Raw genomic sequence first — 21,833 nt, 5'->3', positions numbered from 1 at the left:
CTCGACATTCTGTGTTGTGTACTAGACGCTATTGTGAGCTTGACTAATATGATCTAGATCATCTTGGCTGTTATATGAAATGCTAATTTACAGTGCTGCGGGGTGCTTCTCTCAGGGGATTTTCTTATATGTGACAATGATCACTTAGACTCTTGGATGTATATCTACTTTGGTTATATAAAATTGTGTTTGTTGTTTTTCTGGTTATTAAAAGTAGAGCTATCACTCATATTTATCGTCATTATTGCAATTAACTGATCCATTTATTTCATTAATAGACTCTTAATGATTTTTTAAGACATTTTTAAGGTGTGATTAAGATCACGCAAGGCGACGCCGTTGAATTAGGGAAATTGCACTGAAGTTTATCAAATGATTATTTTTATTGATTAAATTTATGGTTTGCTGATGTTTTTTTATAGTGATGCAGATCACGCTTTTTAAAATCGAAATTTTATTGTGATGTAAGTCACTTAATTAAAATTACTTTAATCTGAAATTAAATAACCGTTATTTAAGTCACTTTCAGTTTTTTGAACAGCGGGATAATTCTCTTTCTACGAACTCAAAAAGAGCTTCTCGTCTTTAGCCGCCATTTTTATGGGAATATTTACAAAATAAAAAAGAGACGGAATACGTCTCTTTAATAGGGTAATTGGATAAGTTATAGAAATAGGACCCATTATGGGAAATAGGACAAATATGCGCAGGCTTAAAACAACTTACTGCCCCAGCCTAATTTTGTTCGCAGCACGTGGAAATAATTGTGACCTTTAGGATGAATTAAACGTAAACGTTCAGAGCTGCGGCGCACTATGATTTCATCGCCCGGTAACACGGCTAAATGCACATGGCCATCACAGCTGACTTCGAGGTTCTCGCCATTTTCGGGTGACACAACCATTTTTATCGTGCTGCAGGCATCGACGACAATCGGGCGACACGACAAAGTGTGCGGGAACATAGGCACTAAAATCAGGGCCTGTAAATTAGGCGTCAGGATAGCGCCGCCAGCGGAGAGGGCATAAGCCGTCGAACCGGTAGGCGTTGAGACTATCATGCCGTCGGCACGCTGGCTGTACATAAATTGATCGTCAATGTAGACCTCAAACTCAATCATGTGGGCAATTTTACCCGGATGGAGTACGGCTTCGTTGACGGCGGTATTGCTCGCCTTGAGCATACCGTGGCGATAGACTTCGGCTTCGAGTAAGAATCTGTGCTCGGTATCGAACTCACCGTCGAGTACCTTAGCGAGGGCTTCTTCAAAGGCATCGGGCGGCAGGTCGGTTAAAAAGCCTAAATTGCCGCGGTTAACGCCAATCACGCCTAAATCGAAGCGGGCTAATACCCGAGCGGCGCCAAGCATGTTACCGTCACCACCGACGACTATGGCTAAGTCGCAGCGCGCGCCAATTTCTAGCAAATCGACCGCCTCGATATTGGGCCCTAGTTCGGTAGCAACACGCTCTTCCACTAAGACTTCAAAGCCTTGCATTGTCAGCCAATGATGCAGACGTTTTAAGGTTTGGTTGGTCCCTTGGTGATGAGGTTTGCCGATAAGGCCGATAGTATGAAACTTTGTGGTCATATTTATGCTAGATCTGGCCTTAGGCCTTGAAACGTCAAAATTGATCCCCATAATATGCCCAGAGTATTTCAGAAACAAAGCATTTTTAGCTGGAGTGAAAATGAGCAACGAATCGATTAAAGCAGAACAGGATCTGATCCAAGAGGGTGTAGAGTCTGAAGTATCTACCGCAGAAGCAAGTCTGATCGATGAGCTTACCCAGGCCAATTTCCGTATTGAAGAGCTGGAACAGTTACTCGCTGAAGCTTTGGCGAAAGTTGAAGAGCAGAAGGATTCAGTTATCCGCGCCGCAGCCGAAGTCGACAATATTCGTCGTCGTGCCGCAATGGATGTGGAAAAGGCGAACAAGTTTGCCTTGGAAAAGTTCGCCAATGAACTTTTGCCAGTGCTTGATAACATGGAGCGCGCATTGATGGGGACTAACCCTGAAGATGAAGCGACGAAAGCGATTTATCAAGGTGTTGAGTTAACTCAAAAAAGCTTACTCACTGCGGTGGCTAAATTTGGTGTTAAGCAGATTGATCCACAAGGTCAGTCATTTAACCCTGATCAACATCAAGCGATTGGTATGCAGCCAAGTGCCGAGTTCCCTGCGAACACTGTGATGTTGGTGATGCAAAAGGGTTATGAGCTGAACAGTCGCTTGCTGCGCCCTGCTATGGTAATGGTGTCACAGGGTGGCCCTAACCAAGAAAGCGCAACGATAGATATCGAAGCTTAAGCTTTATTGGTTAGGCCGCTGTTCTAATCAGACAGCAACAAAAAAGGACTGCAATAGCAGTCCTTTTTTATGGGCGAAATCTGAATCGGCAAACAGAATCGGTCAGCAGTACTTGACCGAGTTCTCGCTCTTACGCCATCTATTAAATCACTTATTGCGCTAGATAAGCATTGATTTGCGCCAGTATGCCTTCGGCATCCAGTTGCAAGTCATGGGTAACTTCCTCGGGTGAGCCATGTTTGATAAATTCATCAGGCAAACCAATCTGAAGCACGTCCTTGGGCATTCGCAGCTTTTGAAGCTGTTCAAGTACGCCAGCACCTGCGCCGCCCATGATGGCATTTTCTTCCACAGTGACGAGCACTCCGTGGGTTTGCGCCATCTCTTTGACTAAATCAACATCGAGCGGTTTTACAAAGCGCATATCGACAACCGTTGCATCTAAGTTTTCGGCAGCGGTTAACGCCGAGGCTAACAAGGTGCCAAAGTTGAGAATGGCAATGCGCTTGCCTACACGTTTGATCACGCCTTTACCAATCGGTAATGCCGTCATCGCTTCGACTTGCATCGCTCCTGTCGCGCTGCCCCTTGGATAACGCACTGCACTTGGACCCGCATCATAGCAATAGCCAGTGTAGAGCATTTGACGACATTCGTTTTCGTCCGACGGCGCCATGATCACCATGTTGGGGATGCAACGCATAAAGCTTAAATCGAATGCACCTTGGTGAGTTGGACCATCGGCACCGACAATACCGCCGCGATCGATAGCGAACAATACCGGTAATTGCTGTAGCGCCACATCATGAATAAGTTGATCGTAGGCGCGTTGCAGGAAGGTCGAGTAAATCGCCACCACAGGCTTAAAACCTTCACAGGCAAAACCTGCGGCTAAAGTCACTGCATGCTGCTCGGCAATCGCCGCATCGAAATATTGTTTCGGGAAACGCTGGGAAAACTCAACCATACCCGAGCCTTCGCGCATCGCAGGAGTTATGGCTAATACTTTCTCATCTTGCTCAGCGATGTCGCACAACCATTTGCCGAAGACTTGGGAAAAGGTCGGTAAACCGGGTTTGGTGGCCGGCTTTTTAAACAGCGACGGGTCAAACTTAGGTACGGCATGCCAACCGATAGGATCTTTTTCAGCAGGTTCATAACCACGACCTTTCTTCGTCATGATGTGCAGCACCTGTGGACCTTTCAGATTGCGCATATTACGCATGGTCTCGACCAGAGCATCAACATCGTGGCCGTCGATAGGACCGATATAGTTGAAACCTAACTCCTCAAATAGCGTGCCAGGAACGACCATGCCCTTGAGGTGTTCCTCAGTGCGTTTGGCCATTTCTTTGATGACGGGCATGCCTTTCAATACTTTCTTGCCGCCTTCGCGCAGCGTAGTGTAGAAACGGCCTGACATCAGTTGGGCTAAATGGTTATTGAGGGCGCCGACATTTTCAGAGATCGACATTTCGTTGTCGTTCAGTACCACGAGCATGTCATTGTGTAAGTCGCCTGCGTGGTTCATGGCTTCAAACACCATACCACCAGTCATGGCGCCATCACCGATCACGGCAACGACTTTACGACCCGCTTGTTCTTTTTCTGCGGCAATCGCCATCGCCAGTGCGGCGCTGATAGACGTGCCTGAATGCCCAACGCTGAAAGTGTCGTATTCACTTTCTTCACGCCATGGGAAAGGATGCAAGCCATCTTTTTGGCGAATGGTGTGCATCTTGTCGCGACGACCCGTGAGAATTTTATGGGGATAAGCCTGATGGCCCACATCCCAAATCAGCCGATCAAAAGGGGTGTTGTAGACATAGTGCAACGCAACAGTGAGTTCCACTGTGCCGAGCCCAGAGGCAAAATGTCCGCTGGACATGCCAACAGACTTTAGAAGGAACTCGCGCAGTTCGTCGGCTACTTGTGGTAAAAGTGCCTGAGGAAGCTGGCGGAGTTCATTGGGGGTGTTGGCCTGCGCCAACACGGGAAACTGAGAAATGTCCAAACTCATAGCGAGATACTTCGACTCTTATTATATTCTTCGCTCAATGATATAGCGGGCGAAGTCTGCAATTAACTGGCTATTGTATGGCAATTTAGCCAGCGCTGATAGTGCCTCTTGGATCAGTTGTTTGGCGGTGTCTTGTGCACCTTGTAGTCCAAGTAGTTGTGGAAACGTACTCTTATTCGATTCAGTATCAGAGCCTTGCGGCTTACCGAGTTCTTCGGTGGTGGCTACTATGTCAAGGATATCGTCTTGTACTTGGAAGGCGAGTCCGACCGCACGGGCAAAATCCATCATAGCAGCATACTGATCTTTTGGCGCGTTTGCGGCGATTAATGCTAACTCAACGGCGCAACTGATAAGGGCGCCAGTTTTCATATTATGTAGCTGAGTTAATGCTTTAAGATCAATATGTTTATCGGTTGAGGCTAAGTCTATCGCTTGGCCGCCACACATGCCACGATAACCTGAGGCTTTTGCTAATACTCTGACCATAGCGATATGTTGCTCGCTGCTGATCCCAGCAACCGCTTCGGTGACAATTTCAAAGGCTAAGGTCTGCAGTGCATCCCCCGCTAAAATGGCGGTCGCTTCATCAAAGGCGATATGCACAGTGGGCTGACCACGGCGCAGCTCATCATCATCCATGGCGGGTAAATCATCGTGGATCAATGAATAAGCATGGATACATTCAATGGCTGCGGCGCAGGCATCTAATTTTTCGAGCTCGACCCCAAACATGCGTCCGACACTGTATACGAGGAAAGGTCGAATGCGTTTGCCACCCAATAATGCGCCGTAAGTCATGGCGGCTTTTAATTGGGGAGCGGTATCTTCAAGCGTACTAAAACGCTGTTTTAATTGATTATCAACCCGTTGTTGATATTCTTGAATGGCACTGACTAACACGCTTATTCGCCCTCAACGGCATAGGGGGATAGGGGCGCATTTTCATCTTGTTTCAGTAAAATGGCCACTTTTTGTTGGGCTTGTTCGAGTTTTGCTTGGCTATTTCGAACCAGATTGATGCCACGTTCAAATTGTTTTAACGCGTCATCGAGCGAAATATCGCCTTGTTCTAGATCGGCAACAATGCGCTCAAGTTCGCCAAGGGATTCTTCAAAACTGAGATTTTCGGGTTTCTTCGCCACGTTTATGCTTCCTTTGATTTAGCGGACACAAGGTATATCAGGGCGGCTTAAGGGTCAAATTCAGACTAAAGATATTTGCTCAATAGCACGCTTTGTTACTGAAATTTTTTCAGAAAATATAAATTGTCGCTAAACTTGCTTAGTGTGTGTCCGATAACTGACAATAGTATCATCATTTGTATGGTAATTTTTAACTTGATAGACAAGGCTCGCATGTGTGTCGTTGGGATTATCTTACTCAGTGGAACTGCTGAGTCTTATTGCTTACCTAGGGTGAGTATTATGTCGTTTATTACGAAAAGTGAGGAGCCGTTGTGGATTTAGCAACAGTAATTGGAATTGTGGGTGCCTTTGGTTTCATCTTAGGGGCAATGGCCACCAGCGGCGGTTTAATGATTTTCGTTGATGTACCTTCGATTCTTATTGTTTTCGGTGGGTCCTTCTTCGTGGTGATGATGAAGTTCAATCTTAAACAGTTTTTTAGCGCGGTAAAAATCGCCGCCAAAGCGTTTATTTTTAAGATTGATAAGCCAGAAGATTTGATTGAACAGTCCGTGACTATGGCTGATGCCGCCCGTAAAGGCGGTTTTTTAGCTTTAGAAGAAGCGCAAATTACCAACAGTTTCATGCAAAAAGCCGTCGACATGCTTGTTGATGGTCACGATGGTGAAGTGGTGCGCGCTGCCTTAGAAAAGGATATTGCGCTGACTGAAGAGCGCCATCGTACTGGGATCGGCATTTTTAGAGCTTTTGGTGACGTAGGTCCGGCAATGGGCATGATAGGTACGTTGGTGGGTCTTGTGGCCATGCTGTCAAACATGTCAGATCCTAAATCCATTGGCCCCTCGATGGCGGTAGCCTTGTTAACGACTTTATATGGCGCTATGGCCGCTAACATGGTTTGTCTTCCTATCGCGGATAAGTTAACGCTTAGGATGGGCGAAGAAATGCTGAACCGTAACTTGATTATGGATGCGGTATTGGCGATTCAAGACGGACAAAACCCACGGGTGATTGAAGGCTTCTTGAAAAATTATCTGGCTGAGAAAAATCGCAAAATAGATACAACGGACGGAGAGTAGCCCATGGCTAAGGCTAAGTGCAACTGTCCACCGGCCGGAGCACCGATGTGGTTGGCGACCTTTGCTGACTTGATGTCGTTGTTGATGTGTTTCTTCGTGTTGTTATTGTCATTTTCCGAAATGGACGTAATGAAGTTTAAGCAGATCGCGGGCTCAATGAAGTATGCCTTTGGTGTGCAAAATAAGGTGGAAGTCAAAGATATCCCGAAGGGGACGTCAGTGATTGCCTTAGAATTTAGACCAGGACGTCCCGATCCCACCCCGATTGAAATAATCAACCAGCAAACCAATGAAATGACGGAACCTGTATTGGATTACCAAGCAGGTGAAGACGACAGTGCGGGCGGCGTGCAGCAGCAAAGTGGTTCCCAGCGTGGCGGCGAAGCCACTGCAACGGCGCAGGAAGTGGCTGATGCGGTTAAGGCCGAAGCGGCAGCTGCACAGGATAAGATCAATCAAGAAGTGAAGAAGATGGCGCAGGAACTCAATAAAGAAATCACCGATGGTGCGATAGAAATTGAGTCCTTAGGTCAGCAGATTATTATCCGTATCCGTGAGAAGGGCTCATTTGCCTCTGGTTCTGGCTTCCTTCAGCCTCGATTTAAACCTGTGGTGCGCTCTGTTGGCGAACTGCTAAAAGATGTGCCAGGGATTATTACGGTATCGGGTTACACGGATGATATGCAAATCAGCGATGAGCTTTATAGCTCTAACTGGGATTTATCCAGTAAACGTGCTGTGGCTGTGGCCCACGAGTTAGTACAAGTTAAAGGCTTTGATTCTAAAAGGATGAAAGTGGTTGGCATGGCGTCTAACAATCCGATAGTGCCAAATGATTCACCGGAGAATCGTGCCCGTAACCGCAGGGTGGAAATTGCCATTGAGCAAGGTAAAGCCAAGGAATCTGATGAAATTCAGGTTGGCAATTCGCCTTAGGTAAGCTCAATACGCGCTGTATCTAAAGCCGCAATTCTGTTGCGGCTTTTTTTATTGGACTAATGCAGACTTTTCCCTTTTTAGGTCGCTTGGGTATATAATCCCCCGATTATTCTTTTAACCAATTTTGCTGTTTTAAAATTGCCCGCGGAAATCCCATGAAGTTTATTGTAAAGCTGTACCCAGAAATCATGATGAAGAGCAAGCCTGTACGCATGCGCTTCACCAAAATGCTCGAAACCAACATACGTAATGTGCTCAAAAAAGTCGACGAAGACGCTAAAGTTCAACGTCAGTGGGACCGCATTATGGTGATGGTACCAAAGGATAAGCCAGAATTGGCCCAAGCCTTCGGTGAGCGTTTGGCGTGTATTCCTGGTATTGCCCACGTAGTACAAGTGGACGAGTACAGCTTTGAATCTGTAGATGATATTTATCAGCAAGTCTTGCCTGTTTACCGTGACCAACTCGCGGGTAAAACCTTCTGCGTGCGAGTTAAGCGCTCAGGCGATCACGATTTTAATTCTATCGAAGTGGAGCGTTACGTCGGCGGCGGCTTAAATCAGTTTACCGATGCTTTAGGCGTACGTTTAAAGAATCCCGATATTACCGTTAACCTTGAAATTGACCGCGATAATCTTTACATGGTCACTAAGCGTATTGAAGGCTTAGGTGGCTTCCCGATGGCGACGCAGGAAGATGTGTTGTCTTTGATTTCAGGTGGTTTTGACTCAGGTGTGTCAAGCTATCAGTTTATCAAAAAGGGCGCGCGTACCCATTATTGCTTCTTTAATCTGGGCGGCGCGCAGCACGAAATTGGCGTTAAACAAGTGGCCTACCATTTGTGGAAAACCTACGGCGAATCCCACAAGGTGAAGTTTATCTCTGTGCCTTTTGAGCCTGTGGTTGCTGAGATTTTAGAGCGTATTGATAATGGCCAAATGGGCGTAGTGCTCAAGCGTATGATGATGCGCACTGCGGCGCGCATTGCAGAACGTATGGGCATTCAAGCCTTGGTAACCGGTGAAAGTTTAGGTCAAGTATCTAGCCAAACGCTGACCAATTTAAACGTGATTGACCGCTGTACTGAGCTGCTGATTTTACGTCCGCTGATCGCCATGGATAAACAAGACATTATCAACGAGAGTCGTAAAATCGGCACCGAAGATTTTGCCAAGTCTATGCCTGAATATTGCGGCGTGATTTCGCAAAAGCCAACGGTTAAAGCGGTATTAGCGAAAGTTGAAGCGGAAGAGAAGAAGTTCTCTGAAGATTTGATTGATCAAATCATCGCCCAGTCTGTCACTATTGATATCAGGGAGATCGCAGAACAAATGGATACTCGGATTACTGAAACTGAAACGGTTGCCAGTATCGATAGCAACCAAGTGGTCATTGATATTCGCGCCCCAGAAGAAGAGGAAAGCAAACCGCTGCACATTGAAGGTATTGAGATCAAACGTATCCCATTCTTCAAGTTAGCGACTCAATTTGCCGATCTCGATAAGCAAAAGACTTATTTGCTGTATTGTGAGCGTGGGGTGATGAGTAAATTGCAGGCATTGTATTTAATCGAGCAAGGCTACACGAACGTCAAAGTGTATCGCCCATAAATCCAGGCAAACTTGCCCACTGACACGTCTTGTCAGTGGGAAGTGCCATAGGTCTAGGATACAAAAAAGCCGCATATTAATGCGGCTTTTTGTTAGGTCTTGGGTTGAAAACCTGAATTAGTGTTGTCTTATAAGCTATTAGGCTTAACGACCTGCTGATTTGATGCGACATCATCTGTGGCAATCAATAGCGTGGCTTCTTGCAGCACTTCTTGGTGCATTTTATTCATTGCAGCGGTTAAATCTGCAGTGATACTGGCTTGTAAGTCGCTAGTATCGATGACGATTTCGTCAACGAGTACATTAGCACTGGCATTTAAGCTGAGTGCTGAAATTATCGCTAACGCAAACGCTGATTTTAAATTAAACATAGTCGCCTCCGGGCTGACAAATTAACGCTGTCAGACATTCCCATCACCAACTTTGAGATTGTCCAACTAGGGTGTTTCATAGATATAAGTGTTTCGTGGATACCGCTGTTTCAATGGCGCAAAATTTAACCAAAATCACTGGCCTTTACAAACGATTAAATGTAACAATACGGATTAGAAAAACTAATTAAAAAACGAGACTGAGATCACTATGTCGAGACGATTACCACCGCTTAATGCGGTTAAAGCATTTGAGGCTGCCGCGCGGCATTTGAGCTTTACGCGGGCAGCAGAAGAATTGTTTGTTACGCAAGCTGCGGTGAGCCATCAAATAAAGGCATTAGAAGATTTCCTCGGATTAAAATTATTTCGCCGAAAAAACCGTTCTTTGCTTTTAACTGAAGAAGGGCAGAGCTACTTTCTCGACATCAAAGACATCTTTATTCAACTCGCCGATGCTACCGACCGATTACTCGCCCGCAGTGCGATTGGCTCGCTGACGGTCAGTATGTCGCCCAGTTTTGCGATTCAATGGTTAGTGCCGCGTTTGGCAAAGTTCAGTGAGAAAAACCCCGATATCGACGTGCGTATTAAAGCTGTCGATACCGAAGCCAGCTCACTAACCGATGATGTGGATGTGGCGATTTATTATGGTTTAGGCAATTGGCCTGGCTTGCGTGCCGATAAGCTCAGAAACGAAGTGCTCATTCCTGTGTGTTCGCCCATGTTACTCAATGGCCCTAAGCCACTGTCAAAACCGAGCGATTTAAAATATCACACGCTATTACATGATATGAATCGTCACGATTGGCAGGCGTGGTTTAGACAATGTGGGATTAACGATATTAATGTGAACCAAGGCCCCATCTTCAGTCATTCGTCCTTGGTATTGCAGGCGGCGGCCCATGGTCAAGGCGTGGCTTTAGGTTACAGCGTACTGGCGCGTCCCGATATAAAAGCGGGGCGTCTTGTGTGCCCATTCCAAGAAGTCTTGGTCAGTAAAGATGCTTACTACTTGGTTTGCCAGCAGAATCACGCTGAACTTGGTAAGGTCGTCGCGTTTCGTGAATGGATGTTAGATATGTTTGCTGAGGAGTCGCGTAGTGAGTTGTTGCCCGGATAAGCCAAGTTTTGTGTTAGAGGGTGAGCCTGCGAGCACTGTGGTTTTATTGGCCCACGGCGCGGGCGCTAACATGGACTCTGAGTTTATGCAGGCCATGTCGGTGGGGCTGGTGGCTAAAGGCTGCCAAGTGATGCGCTTTAATTTTCCCTATATGCAGGCCAATGCCGTCGATGGCAAACGGCGTCCACCGGACCGCGCGCCTAAATTGCTCGCGTGTTTTACTCAGATGCTCGATATCGCTCATTCACAACCTAAGGTCGAGCGCGTCGTACTGATGGGCAAATCTATGGGCGGGCGTATGGCGGCGTTATTAGCCTGCGATCCTGCGCTAGCTTCGCGCATCGATAGAGTGATTTGTTTAGGTTATCCCTTTGTGCCACTTAAAGGCGGTGAGCCTAGATTGGAACCTTTGAATGAATGCCAAGTCCCAGTATTAGTCGTACAGGGCGAGCGGGATAAGTTTGGTGGCAAAGCGCAGATCCCAAGTTGGCCCTTGAAAGCTGGTATAGGATTAGCTTGGATAACCGACGGCGATCATAGTTTTGTCCCAAGAAAGTCGTCAGGTACCACTGAAGCGGCTAACCTTGCACGTGCCATTGATTTATCTAGCGATTTTATTGGTTAGCTTAATGTTGAGTGATGAATGTTGAATGAGTTAAGCCCATTCCAGCAGGAGAGTTAAATGCGTAAAGGTCTATTGTTACTCGCCGCCGTGAGCGGATTTTTAGCCGTCGCCTTAGGGGCTTTTGGTGCCCATGGTTTAAAAGCAGTCGCACCACCGGATTTGATTGAGGTGTTTAATCTTGGGGTGCAATACCATTTCTACCATACCTTCGCCTTAATCATGGTTGCCTTTTCGGGCCAATGGTTAACCTCACGTTTATTGGATTGGTCAGCCTATTTGTTTATTGCAGGCATAGTGTTGTTTTCTGGCTCGTTATACGGACTGGCATTGTTTGGCACTAAGTGGCTTGGCCCTATTACGCCGATGGGTGGCGGTTGTTTCTTACTCGGCTGGTTATTATTTGCCGCTGCGGTATGGCGCCATAAAGTCATTGACGGTCACGAGTCTTAATCTCGAACGTTAAGTGTGAGTTAACAGGCTTAGGGCGCACCTAAGCCTTTTTTATTTCTCCAATCGCATTCAAGGTCCGCAGTAGGCAAATAGGGCATTTATGGATTGAAATTGGTATACTGACGCCCAAATCGATAGTCAGCCAAAGCTTTGGCTTGGATTTCTCAGGGATCCCCATGAAAAACCTATTTTTATTTTGCCGCGCAGGCTTTGAAAAAGAATGCGCTGCAGAAATCCAACAGCGAGCCGGTGAGCTCAATGTGGGTGGCTTTGTTAAGGCCAACAATAACGATGCTTATGTCGTGTACCAATGTTTTGAAGATGACGCCGCAGATACCTTAGTCAAACAACTGCCTTTAGATTCGCTCATTTTTGCTCGCCAGATGTTTGCTGCCAGCGACTTGTTAGTCGATTTGCCTGAAAGCGACAGAGTCAGCCCAATCGTGGCGGCGCTCAGTGACGTCAGCAAGGCGGGTGAAGTGCGGGTTGAAACGCCTGACACTAACGAAGCGAAAGAGCTATCGGCTTTTTGCCGTAAGTTTACTGTGCCTTTACGCCAGCATTTGAAAAAATCTGGCAGTTTGCTCGCGCAGGAAAATCCAAAACGTCCGATTATCCACGTGTGTTTTATCGGACCCGGCCGTGCCTATGTGGGTTATTCCTACAGCAATAACAGCTCGCCACACTTTATGGGGATTCCACGTCTGAAAATGGCGGCGGATGCTCCGAGTCGTTCTAGCCTAAAACTCGATGAGGCCTTTGGCCAATTCGTGCCTAAGGAAGAGCAAGAAGAGCGTATTCGCAGTGGGATGAACTCAGTAGATTTGGGCGCTTGCCCGGGTGGCTGGACTTATCAACTGGTGCGTCGCGGCATGTTTGTGTCGGCTGTCGATAATGGTCCCATGGATGAGAAACTCATGGAAACGGGCCAAGTGAAGCATTACCGTGAAGATGGTTTCCGTTTCGAGCCACAGCGCAAAAATATCTATTGGTTAGTGTGCGACATGGTTGAGAAACCAGCGCGCGTTGCCGAACTGATTGAAGCTTGGGCGATTAACGGTTGGTTTAAGGAAGCGATTTTCAACCTTAAATTACCGATGAAAAGCCGCTATAAAGAAGTCACTGCCATTCTTGAGACCATGCAGACCATTCTTAAAGAGAACGGCGTGACCGATTTTAAAGTGCAGTGTAAGCATCTTTATCACGATCGTGATGAAGTGACAGTGCATTTATGGCTACGTCCTAATACCGCATGGAATTAATTCCTGCGATAACCTGCGTTGATCTTGCTGTCGCAATCACGGTAATCGTTAGGCGGCTTTAAAAACTACGCAAGTTTAAAGCTACGCAGTTTTAAAGTCATGCAGGTTTAAAAGCCAGATAACAAAAAGCCCCAAAGGAAACTTTGGGGCTTTTTCGTGTTTACTCATTTGAGTTTCAAGCGCTTACTTCTTATGAAGCTTAAGCTTGAACAAGCGAGTTATAGACTCGTCTTAAACGCGCTCAGTATTGAGATCACAGACGCTCAAGCACCGCTTGAGTGAAGTCAGTCGTGCCGTGAGTGCCGCCTAAATCGCGAGTGGTACGGTCGCCTTCTTCGATCACTGCTGATACTGCTTTACGGATTTGCTCAGCTTTGTCAGCCATACCTAAATATTCCAGCATCTGGATAGAGGCTAAAATCACTGAGGTTGGGTTCGCGAGGTTTTTGCCAGCGATATCCGGTGCACTACCGTGAACGGCTTCGAAAATCGCAGCATCACGGCCAATGTTTGCACCTGGTGCCATACCTAAACCGCCGACTAAACCGGCACACAGATCCGATAAAATGTCACCGAACAGGTTGGTCGTCACGATCACATCGAAGTTTTCTGGGTTCATTACTAGCTTCATGCACGTTGCATCGACGATCATTTCTTCTGTCTTGATGTCTGGGTAACGTAGGCTCACTTCACGGGCCACTTTGAGGAACAGGCCTGACGTTGACTTCATGATGTTAGCTTTGTGCACGATAGTGACTTTCTTGCGGTTTTCTTTGCGGGCCAGTTCGTAGGCGAAAGTGGCGATTTGCTCGGCACCTTGGCGAGTCACGATACTGGTCGCTTCAGCCGTTAAACCATCGTCAGATACTTTTTGGCCGTGGCCAGAATACATGCCTTCGGTGTTTTCACGTACTGTGATGATGTCGATGTTCTCGTAACGCGCTTGTGTACCTTTAAAAGACAGTACTGGGCGCACGTTAGCGTACAGACCGAATTTTTTACGTAAAGTTACGTTGATAGAGGTAAAGCCTTCACCTACTGGCGTCGTCAATGGACCTTTTAGCGTGATACGATTTTTTTCGATTAATTCTAAGGTGCGTTGTGGCAGTAATTCGCCTTGCTTTTCGAGTGCAGTCAGGCCAGCATCGGCAAATTCATATTCAAAATCACAGCCTGCTTTATCGAGAATTTTTAAGGCTGAATCAATAATACTTGGGCCAATTCCATCACCTGGAATTACGGTTATCGTTCTTTTTGACATGGAGAAGTCCTTCCACGGTTCGTCGTTACTGCAATTGTCTGCCCCCAGCGTTAACTGGGTAGCAGGACTATGAATTTGGTATTTTTTCTGTCTATTATTTTAACCATCTTTAGTCAAACTTCACAGGAAATAGTGAGCAATATCACGATTTTTTATGTGGTATAACTTGTAAAAATACTGGGTTCTCACCATGATGGAGAGCCAATGGTTAAAAAAGTCTACTTTAGTCTAACAAATATATAAAAGAGGAAGACATTGAAGTTAATCCCTATCACATCTCTGGTGCTGTTATCCCTTGGAATATTGCCTGCCGTGCAGGCTGAAACCAGCACTAAACCGCTCATCCTCACAGACATAATGCACTTTGAGTCCCTTGAAAAACCGGTTATCGCAGATAAGGGCCAAGTTATCGCGGTCGAGTCTGCGCCCGATCGCGGGGATAGTCACGTCATTGTGAAAAATGTGCTGTCGCAGCAAAGTTATCAAATTGCGGGTGGGTCAGATCCTTTAGTGAGTCACGATGGACGCTTTGTGGCTGTGGTGGTCAAACCGAGTTTGCTCACGCGCGAAACGAGTGATGCCAAGGCGAAGAAAAAACTCAAATCTGACATGGTATTACTCGATACCCAAACGGGCACTCAAACCCGCTTTGAGCGCGTGAAGGAATTCGTGTTCAGTGATGACGGTAAACATTTGGCAATGTGGTTTGATGCCGATGAAGAGTCTAAAAAAGATGCTGAGCCTAAAACCATCGAAAAACTCGCTGAAGCAGGCATACAAACTCCTGCTAAAGCGGATAAGCCAAAGGTTGATAAGTTTGACCAAGGCCGCCGTTTTACTTTGCTTAGTTTAGACGGTCAAACCCAGCGCATCGATGTTGAGCAAGTGACAGGTTATGTGTTTGATAAGGGGAGCCATCGACTTGCGTTAGCGGTGAACGATATCGCCAATAAACAGCATCAATTGCAGTTAGTGGATTTACGTACCCACCAAAAAACCGTTGCTTTTGACTCGCCTAGCCAACAGGTTGGCGCGTTAGCGCTGGCTAAAAATGGTCGTTGGCTAGCGTTTACGCAGGGCAAAGATAGCGAGTTGCCCTATGGTCGCAGCTATCAGTTATCGCTGGTCGATTTGCAATCGGGTAAAATCAGTAAAACTCCTGAGTCACCTGAGTGGAAACTTAATCGCCACACAAGTTTACGCTTCTCATTGGACAGCGAACGCCTGTTCTTCGGCCGCGTGCCAGAGGTGAGCCAGCAGCTTAGTTTGCAGAAAATCACCGAAGAAAAAGACCTGTTCGATGCCGATATTGTTACTGGACAGCGCGGGCTTAAGGTGTGGCATGGTGACGACCCACGGATTAAACCTCACGAAATCAAGCAATATGAGGATGAGCAAAAACGCACTTACCTTGCGGTATTGCATTTAGGCTCAAATAACGTGGTGCAGCTTGGCGATAAAACCGTGCCAGATGTGACGATTTCACAGCATAAGCGCTTTATGTTGGCGAGTTCAGATTTGCCCTATCGCAAGATGGCGACGTGGGCGGGTTTCTATCAAGACTATTATCTGGTCGACATTAACACTGGTAGTAAGGTGCCTTTTTTGACTCAGCAGCCGAGCGATGCCGAGCCAAGTTTGTCGGGTAACGGCAAGTATGTGGCTTATTATCAGCAAGGTAATGTGTATCTTTACGATATTGCTGAGGCTCATCGCACTAATCTGACAAGATCATTAAAGGTCAGCTTTGCCGATGAAGACCATGACTATCCATCGAGCGCGCCGGGATACGGTTTTGGTCCTTGGCTTAAAGATGACGCAGGGTTCTTAGTTTACGATAAATACGATGTCTGGCAGTTTAATACTGAATCTAAGGCAGGTTTTGCGCTAACCGCAGGCAAAGGGCGCACCCAGAAAATCCAATATCGTCTCGAGGGCTTAGTCGATAATCCCGATGAGCCGACCGAACTTGCCTATAACGCCACTGTGTTACTCCACGGTTATAGCGATAAAACCAAGGCCGATGGTTTCTACCAAGCGACGCTCGGCGCAGCAGGCGTGAAGACGCTGATGAAAGGCGAGTATAAATTGACTGTGTTAGACCGCAGCAAAGACGCTGATACTATCGTGTTTTCTAAGGAGCGTTTCGACTTATTCCCTGACTTGTATACAGCTAACTATAGCGCCCCGCAAAATGCGCTTAAGCAAACGGATTTAGACAAGCAGCGTCAAGCCTTCAACTGGAGCCAATCTGAGTTAGTTCACTGGACGAATGGCGATGGTAAGCCGTTAGATGGGGTGCTGATCAAGCCGACCAATTATAAAGCGGGTAAGCGCTATCCTGTACTGGTTTATTACTATCGTTTTATGACGGATAGACTGCACGCCTTCCCGCAGATGAAAATTAACCACAGACCTAATTTTGCTTGGTATATCAATAATGGCTATGCGGTGTTCCTACCGGATATTCGTTTTGAAATTGGTTACCCAGGTGCGAGTTCGGTGCAAGCGCTCACCTCTGGCGTGCAAAAGCTGATTGAGATGGGCATTGCCGATCCCGATGCTATTGGGCTGCAAGGTCATTCTTGGAGTGGTTATCAAACGGCGTTTGCCATCACTCAGACTAAGATGTTTAAGGCGGCGGCCGCGGGTGCGCCGGTATCGAACATGACCAGCGCCTACAGTGGTATTCGCCATGGTACGGGTATTGCGCGTCAGTTCCAGTATGAAACTGGCCAAAGTCGCATTGGCGCGAGTTTGTTTGCCGCGCCACAAAAGTACATTGAAAACTCGCCAGTATTTTACGCTGACCGAATTCAAACGCCTTTGATGATCATGTTTGGTGATAAGGACGATGCGGTGCCTTGGGAACAAGGTGTTGAAATGTATTTGGCCATGCGTCGTGCGGGTAAAGATGTGGTGTTCTTACAATACGAGGATGAGCCGCATCACTTGAAAAAGTATCCGAACAAGCTCGATTACAGCATTCGTATGATGCAGTATTTCGACCATTATCTGAAGGGTAAACCCGCGCCAGAATGGCTCAGCAAAGGCGAAGCCTATGTCGAGTACAAGGCCGATGATGAATAAGCGACTGGTTTAGCTTATTGGTATTGCGCTGAGTGACCTAGGTATGCTGTCACTAAGACGTTCAGTTGGTAATTATGAAAATAAAAACGCCACCGATTAGGTGGCGTTTTTATTCACAGTCGGCCGTATTTATTTACTGCTCAATGTCTCGTGGGCGGAAGTGAGCACAGTGTCTGTGCCCGCATCGAGGTATTGCTTATAGGTATCTTGGCCCCAAGCAATCAACTTATCATTTTCAAAAATAAGCGGGGTACATTCCTCTTTGGTCGTCACACCGTCTGATTTCTCATGGTGAGTGCGATAAAAGAGCACCTGTAACTTAGTTTCTTTGACGGCTTTGGCCTCTGAAAAGTCGGCTTTACCGAGCAATTCTTTTACCGAACCGATATTTTGCCCTAAGGTCAAATCGTTCATCTTCTGGCTGTTATAGGCCTGTCTGTCTTCCCAATTCATGTCTTCTGGCGTTGGTTCATAAACCAGTACAACCACGGCAACAAAGACGACGTAGGCGGCAAAAATACTACCGATAATTACTGAAACTTTTGATTTCATTTATAGTTATTCCTTTACCTCATTAAATGAGTCACTTGAGCACGTCCATAAAATACGCTTTTGTTGCGCTAAGGTAAATGCGTTAATTGCAACTTTGTATTAACAGAAGTTTAGTCTTGATTGGTGGTTTTTTCAGGTGGGGAGTCAATCACGCGAAAGTCTTTCAAGTTGATATTGAGTGGTAGGTCCGTTTGTAACTGCGCCAGCTTATAACTCAGCCTCGCCATCTCTTTGCCCTCGGCGAGCTTCTTCGCTTGCTTAGCGCCTAGGTTGGATAAGGATGAAAACAAGGTCGGTAAGCTTCTAAAGGTTTTCAATAACTCGGCGGCCGACTTAGGGCCTATGCCTGCAATACCGGGTATTTTATTACCGCTGTCGCCCGCTAATGCCATCAAGTCGAGAAATTGGCTGCGCTCAACGCCAAGTTTTTGTTCCAATGCCGCAATATCGAGGTATTGCTGATTAAAGTGATCCCATTGACTGATTTGGCGATGATTAAGCTGACTAAAACCTTTGTCTGTGGACACAATTATGGCTTCACCTTGCGCTTTGGCGGTTTTTATCGCCAGTGTCGCAATCACATCATCGGCTTCAGCCGCCGCATAAATAGAGGCAATATGCATTGCGGTTAAATGGTCTTGCAGCGCAACTAAACCCTGTGCCAGTGGTTCTGGCATAGGTTTACGGCCTTTTTTGTAATCGGGATAAAGCTGTTTACGCCATGAGATTTCATCACCGTCCCACACGATAGCCACATGGGTAGGGCGATGTACCCGCAACAGTTTAGTGCACGCCGAACTGACGCGCTCTGTGAGGCTTTGCATATCTGTTTCATCGGGGATCGCCGCATAGATGCGGCGAACCAAGTTGAGACCATCGATGATTAAAAACTTGTTCATGGGGTGTCGTTGTTTCGCTCTCTATTTCACTATTTGGTAGCAAGGAATATAGGCGCTTCCGGGAAGCTTCATTCTTTGTTGTTGTACAAATGCACTCAAGAGTTTATCCATCATATCCATGAGCTTGGGATCGCCTTTTAATTGGAAGGGTCCATCACGCTCTATGTGCTTGATTGTTTCCGACTTGACGTTACCCGCCACTATACCCGAAAACGCTTTGCGCAGGTTGGCGGCAAGCTCGGCTTTATTGGTTTGGAAGTGCAAGTCCAAGTTTGCCATCACCTCGTGGCTCGGGATAAAAGGTAACTGGAATTCAGATTCAATCTTCAGTGCCCACTGATATTGGTAAGCATCACCCGTTGAGCGGCGATAGGCTTTCACTTGCTCCATGCTTTTCTTCATGATACGCGCTACTTCAGTGGGATTATCTATGATGATTTGATACTTTTTCTGAGCTTCTGGGCCTAAAGTTGAGGCAATAAACTCATCAATTTTGATGAAGTAATCAGCGCTTTCCGTGGGGCCAGTGAGGATCAGCGGGAAAGGGGTTTCTTGATTTTCTTCGTTGAGTAAGATACCTAAGATATAGAGTAATTCTTCCGCCGTGCCAGCACCTCCTGGGAAAATAATAATGCCGTGGCCTAAGCGCACGAAGGCTTCGAGGCGTTTTTCAATATCGGGTAAGATCACCAGTTCATTGACGATTTGATTTGGTGGTTCGGCGGCAATAATACTTGGCTCAGTCAAACCAATATAGCGGGCATTTTTGATCCTTTGTTTGGCATGACCTATAGCCGCGCCTTTCATCGGGCCTTCCATCGCGCCAGGACCGCAGCCAGTGCAAATATCTAATTCCCTTAGGCCAAGTTGATAACCGACCTCGCGGGTATACTGGTATTCGATGGCATTGATGCTGTGTCCGCCCCAACAGACGATGACGTTAGGGTCTTTCATGGGGGCAATCGCCCGCGCGTTACGCAAAATATCAAACACCACATTGGTGATATGGTGGGCGTTGGTCAGATTAATGTGTTTGAGTGAGTCGTATCTGTCGCTGATATAGAGGATGTCGCGTAAAACTGAGAACAGATGTTCTTGAATGCCGGTGATAATCTGGCCATCGACAAAGGCTTGTTCAGGGGGATTGACCAGTTCTAATTTAACTCCGCGTTCACGTTGTAGGACGTGGATATCAAAATCATGGTATTGCTCGAATAGGGCTTTAGAGTTGTCGGTTTTTAAACCCGCAGCAAGTACTGCTAAGGAGCAGTTGCGGTACAGTTGATATAGTGCGCTTTTGGCACTTTTTTTGAGGCGATCAACTTCAAGTTGCGAAAGCTGATCCATGCTGCCCTTAGGGCTGACTTTTACTATCATTTATCACTCCTTCGTCATGACAGGAGTGATTAGAGAAGACGTATAGTGGGGCTCAATTATACGTCAATCACAACCCTGTCTCTGCTTTCGTGTTTTGCTTTATAGAGTGCTGCATCGGCGCGTTCGAAGGTCTCATGTATGAGCTCACTTCCCATAACTTGCGCAGCCCCTATAGATACTGTAACTGTAATTCTCTGATTTTTAAATTTAAATGGAATATTTTTTACTTTCTCGCGCACTCTGTTTAAAAGTTGAGCGATATCAGCAGGTGCGACATCAGGTAATAACAGGACAAATTCTTCGCCGCCATAACGGGCCACAAATTCGGTATCTCGTAGTGAATTTTTCAATGCCATTGCAATCACCTGCAAGGTTTTATCACCCGTGCTGTGGCCAAAGCTGTCGTTGATGGTTTTAAAGTGGTCAATATCGGCAACCGCCACCCAAAGTGGAGATTTATGCCGTTGATAGTTGCGGTATTCCAAATCCATGCGCTCTTCTAACGCGGCACGGTTAGGCAATTGAGTTAAGCTATCGAGCAAGTTGAGTTTTTGTTGTTCAAACAATCGCTCTTTGTAGGTATTTGCCTCGTTACTTAACTCATTAAGCTCTTTGCGCATTGTTTCCATTGATTTACGCAGTAAGGCCTGTTCTCTTTGCTCTAAGGCTTCTTTACGGGCTAATGCCGAGCGAATGGAGTTAAGTTGCTCAGTTAATTGGGCTTTAAGATCGACGACATCTTCGACATCGATAATGATTTCACCGGCGTTATCGACACGGGTATTAATCTCACGATTCAACTGGGTCTTGAGCTGGAAGCTGCGTTGATTGTGGTTGTAAGACTCACTGACTACTTCGCGCACTGCGGCTAAGGCATCGTTGAGGGCAAACAAAAACTCTTGCGATGCCGATTTCTCGCGGGCGATGTTATCAAGCAATAAGGCTAAAATGGTTTGGTAGGCTTCGAGCAAACTGTCAACTTCAATCTCAGAAGAGAGCACTTCTTTGATCACTAGGACTTGGTCACGCTGATCTTTACGGAACTCGATTTCTGAAATCATTTGTGCCAGCTCATGGGCTAGCTGCCTGTGCTTAGGCAAGACATCGAGTTTTTCTGATTCGTTAAATTGTAGCTGTAATATGGTTTCGTAGAAGCCGATGATTTGCTTAACTTTAGGAATATATTCCCAAACCGTGTGGAAAGGTTTAGCCAGATCTTGTTTGAAGTAATTAACTTCTTTTTTGAGTTTTTCAGGTGCAGAGTTAACGCGTTGGATTTGACGGATCACCTGTGACAAACCAGTACGACTCTCTTCGAGTTGTACCATCACATGGTGATATTGGCCTTTTAGCAGGCGCTCGACATCAACTAATTCTGGCAATGCCTCATCGACTCGCTCAAACGTATTTAAGTTATGGCGAAGTTTGGCGAGTTTATTATCCAGCTCAAGATTTTGCCCTTTACAGGCGAGACTTAAGTGACCAATAAATTGGAGTAATGTCTGTAACTTTGCATTTCTATCTTCATTAACTTCATCAAGGGCAAGTTTGGCCGAATGGAGTTTCTGTTGCAGCAAGGCAAGTTGTGAAACTGTAGCGCTTGAATCCTTCATCCTGAGTATTGTCCTAACTCTGCAAGGCTAAAAAACATGACAATCCTATGTCCAGATTAGCTGTTAACTCATATGATACTAATGTTATAACACTGGGCGTAG

General features: G+C 46.3%; 19 protein-coding genes. 9 read left to right on the top strand and 10 right to left on the bottom strand.

The window, feature by feature from the left end; genetic code table 11:
• Nucleotides 1-712: 712 nt before the first annotated feature.
• Complete coding sequence (gene nadK / locus AYJ58_RS17760) at nucleotides 713-1,591, bottom strand: NAD(+) kinase (protein ID WP_106651138.1); 879 nt, start codon at nucleotides 1,589-1,591, stop codon at nucleotides 713-715.
• Between the two features lie 100 nt (nucleotides 1,592-1,691).
• Here nadK and grpE point away from each other — a divergent pair, with 100 nt between their 5' ends.
• A complete protein-coding gene (gene grpE, locus AYJ58_RS17755; RefSeq protein ID WP_028760692.1) occupies nucleotides 1,692-2,312 on the top strand; it encodes a nucleotide exchange factor GrpE in 621 nt (206 codons plus the stop codon).
• 151 nt (nucleotides 2,313-2,463) lie between these two features.
• On the opposite strand, the gene dxs is transcribed toward grpE, so the two are convergent.
• The 3 genes from dxs to xseB are packed head-to-tail and all read right to left on the bottom strand — an operon-like array spanning nucleotide 2,464 to nucleotide 5,477.
• On the bottom strand, nucleotides 2,464-4,332 hold the full coding sequence (gene dxs, locus AYJ58_RS17750; protein WP_106651137.1) for a 1-deoxy-D-xylulose-5-phosphate synthase: 1,869 nt from the start codon (nucleotides 4,330-4,332) through the stop codon (nucleotides 2,464-2,466).
• A 21-nt stretch (nucleotides 4,333-4,353) separates the two neighbouring features.
• Nucleotides 4,354-5,235: a (2E,6E)-farnesyl diphosphate synthase gene (gene ispA / locus AYJ58_RS17745; RefSeq protein ID WP_106651136.1), complete on the bottom strand. Its 882-nt coding sequence runs from the start codon at nucleotides 5,233-5,235 to the stop codon at nucleotides 4,354-4,356.
• Nucleotides 5,236-5,237: 2 nt separating this feature from the next.
• Nucleotides 5,238-5,477 (bottom strand): exodeoxyribonuclease VII small subunit, encoded by a 240-nt coding sequence (gene xseB / locus AYJ58_RS17740; RefSeq protein ID WP_006080884.1) that lies wholly within the window; start codon nucleotides 5,475-5,477, stop codon nucleotides 5,238-5,240.
• Between the two features lie 314 nt (nucleotides 5,478-5,791).
• Here xseB and pomA point away from each other — a divergent pair, with 314 nt between their 5' ends.
• The 3 genes from pomA (at nucleotide 5,792) to thiI (ending at nucleotide 9,108) form a co-directional block, all read left to right on the top strand.
• Nucleotides 5,792-6,559 carry a flagellar motor protein PomA gene (pomA, locus tag AYJ58_RS17735; protein WP_106651135.1) on the top strand — a complete coding sequence of 256 codons (768 nt, stop codon included), beginning with the start codon at nucleotides 5,792-5,794 and terminating at the stop codon, nucleotides 6,557-6,559.
• Nucleotides 6,560-6,562: 3 nt separating this feature from the next.
• A complete protein-coding gene (locus AYJ58_RS17730; protein WP_106651134.1) occupies nucleotides 6,563-7,495 on the top strand; it encodes a flagellar motor protein MotB in 933 nt (310 codons plus the stop codon).
• A gap of 158 nt (nucleotides 7,496-7,653) precedes the next feature.
• Nucleotides 7,654-9,108 carry a tRNA uracil 4-sulfurtransferase ThiI gene (thiI, locus tag AYJ58_RS17725; RefSeq protein WP_106651133.1) on the top strand — a complete coding sequence of 485 codons (1,455 nt, stop codon included), beginning with the start codon at nucleotides 7,654-7,656 and terminating at the stop codon, nucleotides 9,106-9,108.
• A gap of 128 nt (nucleotides 9,109-9,236) precedes the next feature.
• Here thiI and AYJ58_RS17720 read toward each other — a convergent pair whose 3' ends face one another.
• Complete coding sequence (locus AYJ58_RS17720) at nucleotides 9,237-9,479, bottom strand: hypothetical protein (protein WP_106651132.1); 243 nt, start codon at nucleotides 9,477-9,479, stop codon at nucleotides 9,237-9,239.
• 211 nt (nucleotides 9,480-9,690) lie between these two features.
• Here AYJ58_RS17720 and AYJ58_RS17715 point away from each other — a divergent pair, with 211 nt between their 5' ends.
• From AYJ58_RS17715 to rlmM, 4 genes are all read left to right on the top strand, one after another.
• Complete coding sequence (locus AYJ58_RS17715; protein ID WP_006080889.1) at nucleotides 9,691-10,602, top strand: transcriptional regulator GcvA; 912 nt, start codon at nucleotides 9,691-9,693, stop codon at nucleotides 10,600-10,602.
• Nucleotides 10,583-11,227 carry an alpha/beta family hydrolase gene (locus AYJ58_RS17710; protein WP_106651131.1) on the top strand — a complete coding sequence of 215 codons (645 nt, stop codon included), beginning with the start codon at nucleotides 10,583-10,585 and terminating at the stop codon, nucleotides 11,225-11,227. The genes AYJ58_RS17715 and AYJ58_RS17710 overlap by 20 nt, the downstream gene beginning before the upstream one ends.
• A 57-nt stretch (nucleotides 11,228-11,284) precedes the next feature.
• Nucleotides 11,285-11,677, top strand: coding sequence for a DUF423 domain-containing protein (locus AYJ58_RS17705; protein ID WP_106651130.1), 393 nt, complete (start codon nucleotides 11,285-11,287; stop codon nucleotides 11,675-11,677).
• A 176-nt stretch (nucleotides 11,678-11,853) separates the two neighbouring features.
• The gene (gene rlmM / locus AYJ58_RS17700; protein WP_106651129.1) at nucleotides 11,854-12,939 is read left to right on the top strand and encodes a 23S rRNA (cytidine(2498)-2'-O)-methyltransferase RlmM; all 1,086 of its coding nucleotides are present in this window, start codon (nucleotides 11,854-11,856) and stop codon (nucleotides 12,937-12,939) included.
• 253 nt (nucleotides 12,940-13,192) lie between these two features.
• Here rlmM and AYJ58_RS17695 read toward each other — a convergent pair whose 3' ends face one another.
• A complete protein-coding gene (locus AYJ58_RS17695; RefSeq protein ID WP_106651128.1) occupies nucleotides 13,193-14,200 on the bottom strand; it encodes an isocitrate dehydrogenase in 1,008 nt (335 codons plus the stop codon).
• Between the two features lie 255 nt (nucleotides 14,201-14,455).
• On the opposite strand from AYJ58_RS17695, the gene AYJ58_RS17690 reads away from it, so the two are divergent.
• On the top strand, nucleotides 14,456-17,290 hold the full coding sequence (locus tag AYJ58_RS17690) for a S9 family peptidase (RefSeq protein ID WP_106651127.1): 2,835 nt from the start codon (nucleotides 14,456-14,458) through the stop codon (nucleotides 17,288-17,290).
• A gap of 129 nt (nucleotides 17,291-17,419) precedes the next feature.
• On the opposite strand, the gene AYJ58_RS17685 is transcribed toward AYJ58_RS17690, so the two are convergent.
• The 4 genes from AYJ58_RS17685 to AYJ58_RS17670 all read right to left on the bottom strand — a co-directional run bounded on the left by AYJ58_RS17685 (nucleotide 17,420) and on the right by AYJ58_RS17670 (nucleotide 21,731).
• Nucleotides 17,420-17,842, bottom strand: coding sequence for a DUF3192 domain-containing protein (locus AYJ58_RS17685; protein WP_106651126.1), 423 nt, complete (start codon nucleotides 17,840-17,842; stop codon nucleotides 17,420-17,422).
• A 110-nt stretch (nucleotides 17,843-17,952) separates the two neighbouring features.
• The gene (gene xni, locus AYJ58_RS17680; protein WP_106651125.1) at nucleotides 17,953-18,741 is read right to left on the bottom strand and encodes a flap endonuclease Xni; all 789 of its coding nucleotides are present in this window, start codon (nucleotides 18,739-18,741) and stop codon (nucleotides 17,953-17,955) included.
• Nucleotides 18,742-18,762: 21 nt separating this feature from the next.
• A complete protein-coding gene (gene ppnN, locus AYJ58_RS17675) occupies nucleotides 18,763-20,118 on the bottom strand; it encodes a nucleotide 5'-monophosphate nucleosidase PpnN (protein ID WP_106651124.1) in 1,356 nt (451 codons plus the stop codon).
• A gap of 56 nt (nucleotides 20,119-20,174) precedes the next feature.
• Nucleotides 20,175-21,731, bottom strand: coding sequence for a GGDEF domain-containing protein (locus tag AYJ58_RS17670; protein ID WP_006080899.1), 1,557 nt, complete (start codon nucleotides 21,729-21,731; stop codon nucleotides 20,175-20,177).
• Between the last annotated feature and the right edge of the window lie 102 nt (nucleotides 21,732-21,833).

The organism is Shewanella sp. Pdp11 (assembly GCF_002838165.1).
GTDB lineage: Bacteria > Pseudomonadota > Gammaproteobacteria > Enterobacterales > Shewanellaceae > Shewanella > Shewanella hafniensis.
This window is presented reverse-complemented; position numbering and strand designations above follow the sequence as displayed.

Coding starts and splice junctions, on each gene's coding strand:
- AYJ58_RS17670 (WP_006080899.1), bottom strand. CDS start 21,731: ATGAAGGATTCAAGCGCTACAGTTTCACAACTTGCCTTGCTGCAACAG.
- xni (WP_106651125.1), bottom strand. CDS start 18,741: ATGAACAAGTTTTTAATCATCGATGGTCTCAACTTGGTTCGCCGCATC.
- AYJ58_RS17715 (WP_006080889.1), top strand. CDS start 9,691: ATGTCGAGACGATTACCACCGCTTAATGCGGTTAAAGCATTTGAGGCT.
- AYJ58_RS17705 (WP_106651130.1), top strand. CDS start 11,285: ATGCGTAAAGGTCTATTGTTACTCGCCGCCGTGAGCGGATTTTTAGCC.
- AYJ58_RS17695 (WP_106651128.1), bottom strand. CDS start 14,200: ATGTCAAAAAGAACGATAACCGTAATTCCAGGTGATGGAATTGGCCCA.
- rlmM (WP_106651129.1), top strand. CDS start 11,854: ATGAAAAACCTATTTTTATTTTGCCGCGCAGGCTTTGAAAAAGAATGC.
- dxs (WP_106651137.1), bottom strand. CDS start 4,332: ATGAGTTTGGACATTTCTCAGTTTCCCGTGTTGGCGCAGGCCAACACC.
- AYJ58_RS17685 (WP_106651126.1), bottom strand. CDS start 17,842: ATGAAATCAAAAGTTTCAGTAATTATCGGTAGTATTTTTGCCGCCTAC.
- AYJ58_RS17730 (WP_106651134.1), top strand. CDS start 6,563: ATGGCTAAGGCTAAGTGCAACTGTCCACCGGCCGGAGCACCGATGTGG.
- ppnN (WP_106651124.1), bottom strand. CDS start 20,118: ATGATAGTAAAAGTCAGCCCTAAGGGCAGCATGGATCAGCTTTCGCAA.
- AYJ58_RS17720 (WP_106651132.1), bottom strand. CDS start 9,479: ATGTTTAATTTAAAATCAGCGTTTGCGTTAGCGATAATTTCAGCACTC.
- thiI (WP_106651133.1), top strand. CDS start 7,654: ATGAAGTTTATTGTAAAGCTGTACCCAGAAATCATGATGAAGAGCAAG.
- nadK (WP_106651138.1), bottom strand. CDS start 1,591: ATGACCACAAAGTTTCATACTATCGGCCTTATCGGCAAACCTCATCAC.
- grpE (WP_028760692.1), top strand. CDS start 1,692: ATGAGCAACGAATCGATTAAAGCAGAACAGGATCTGATCCAAGAGGGT.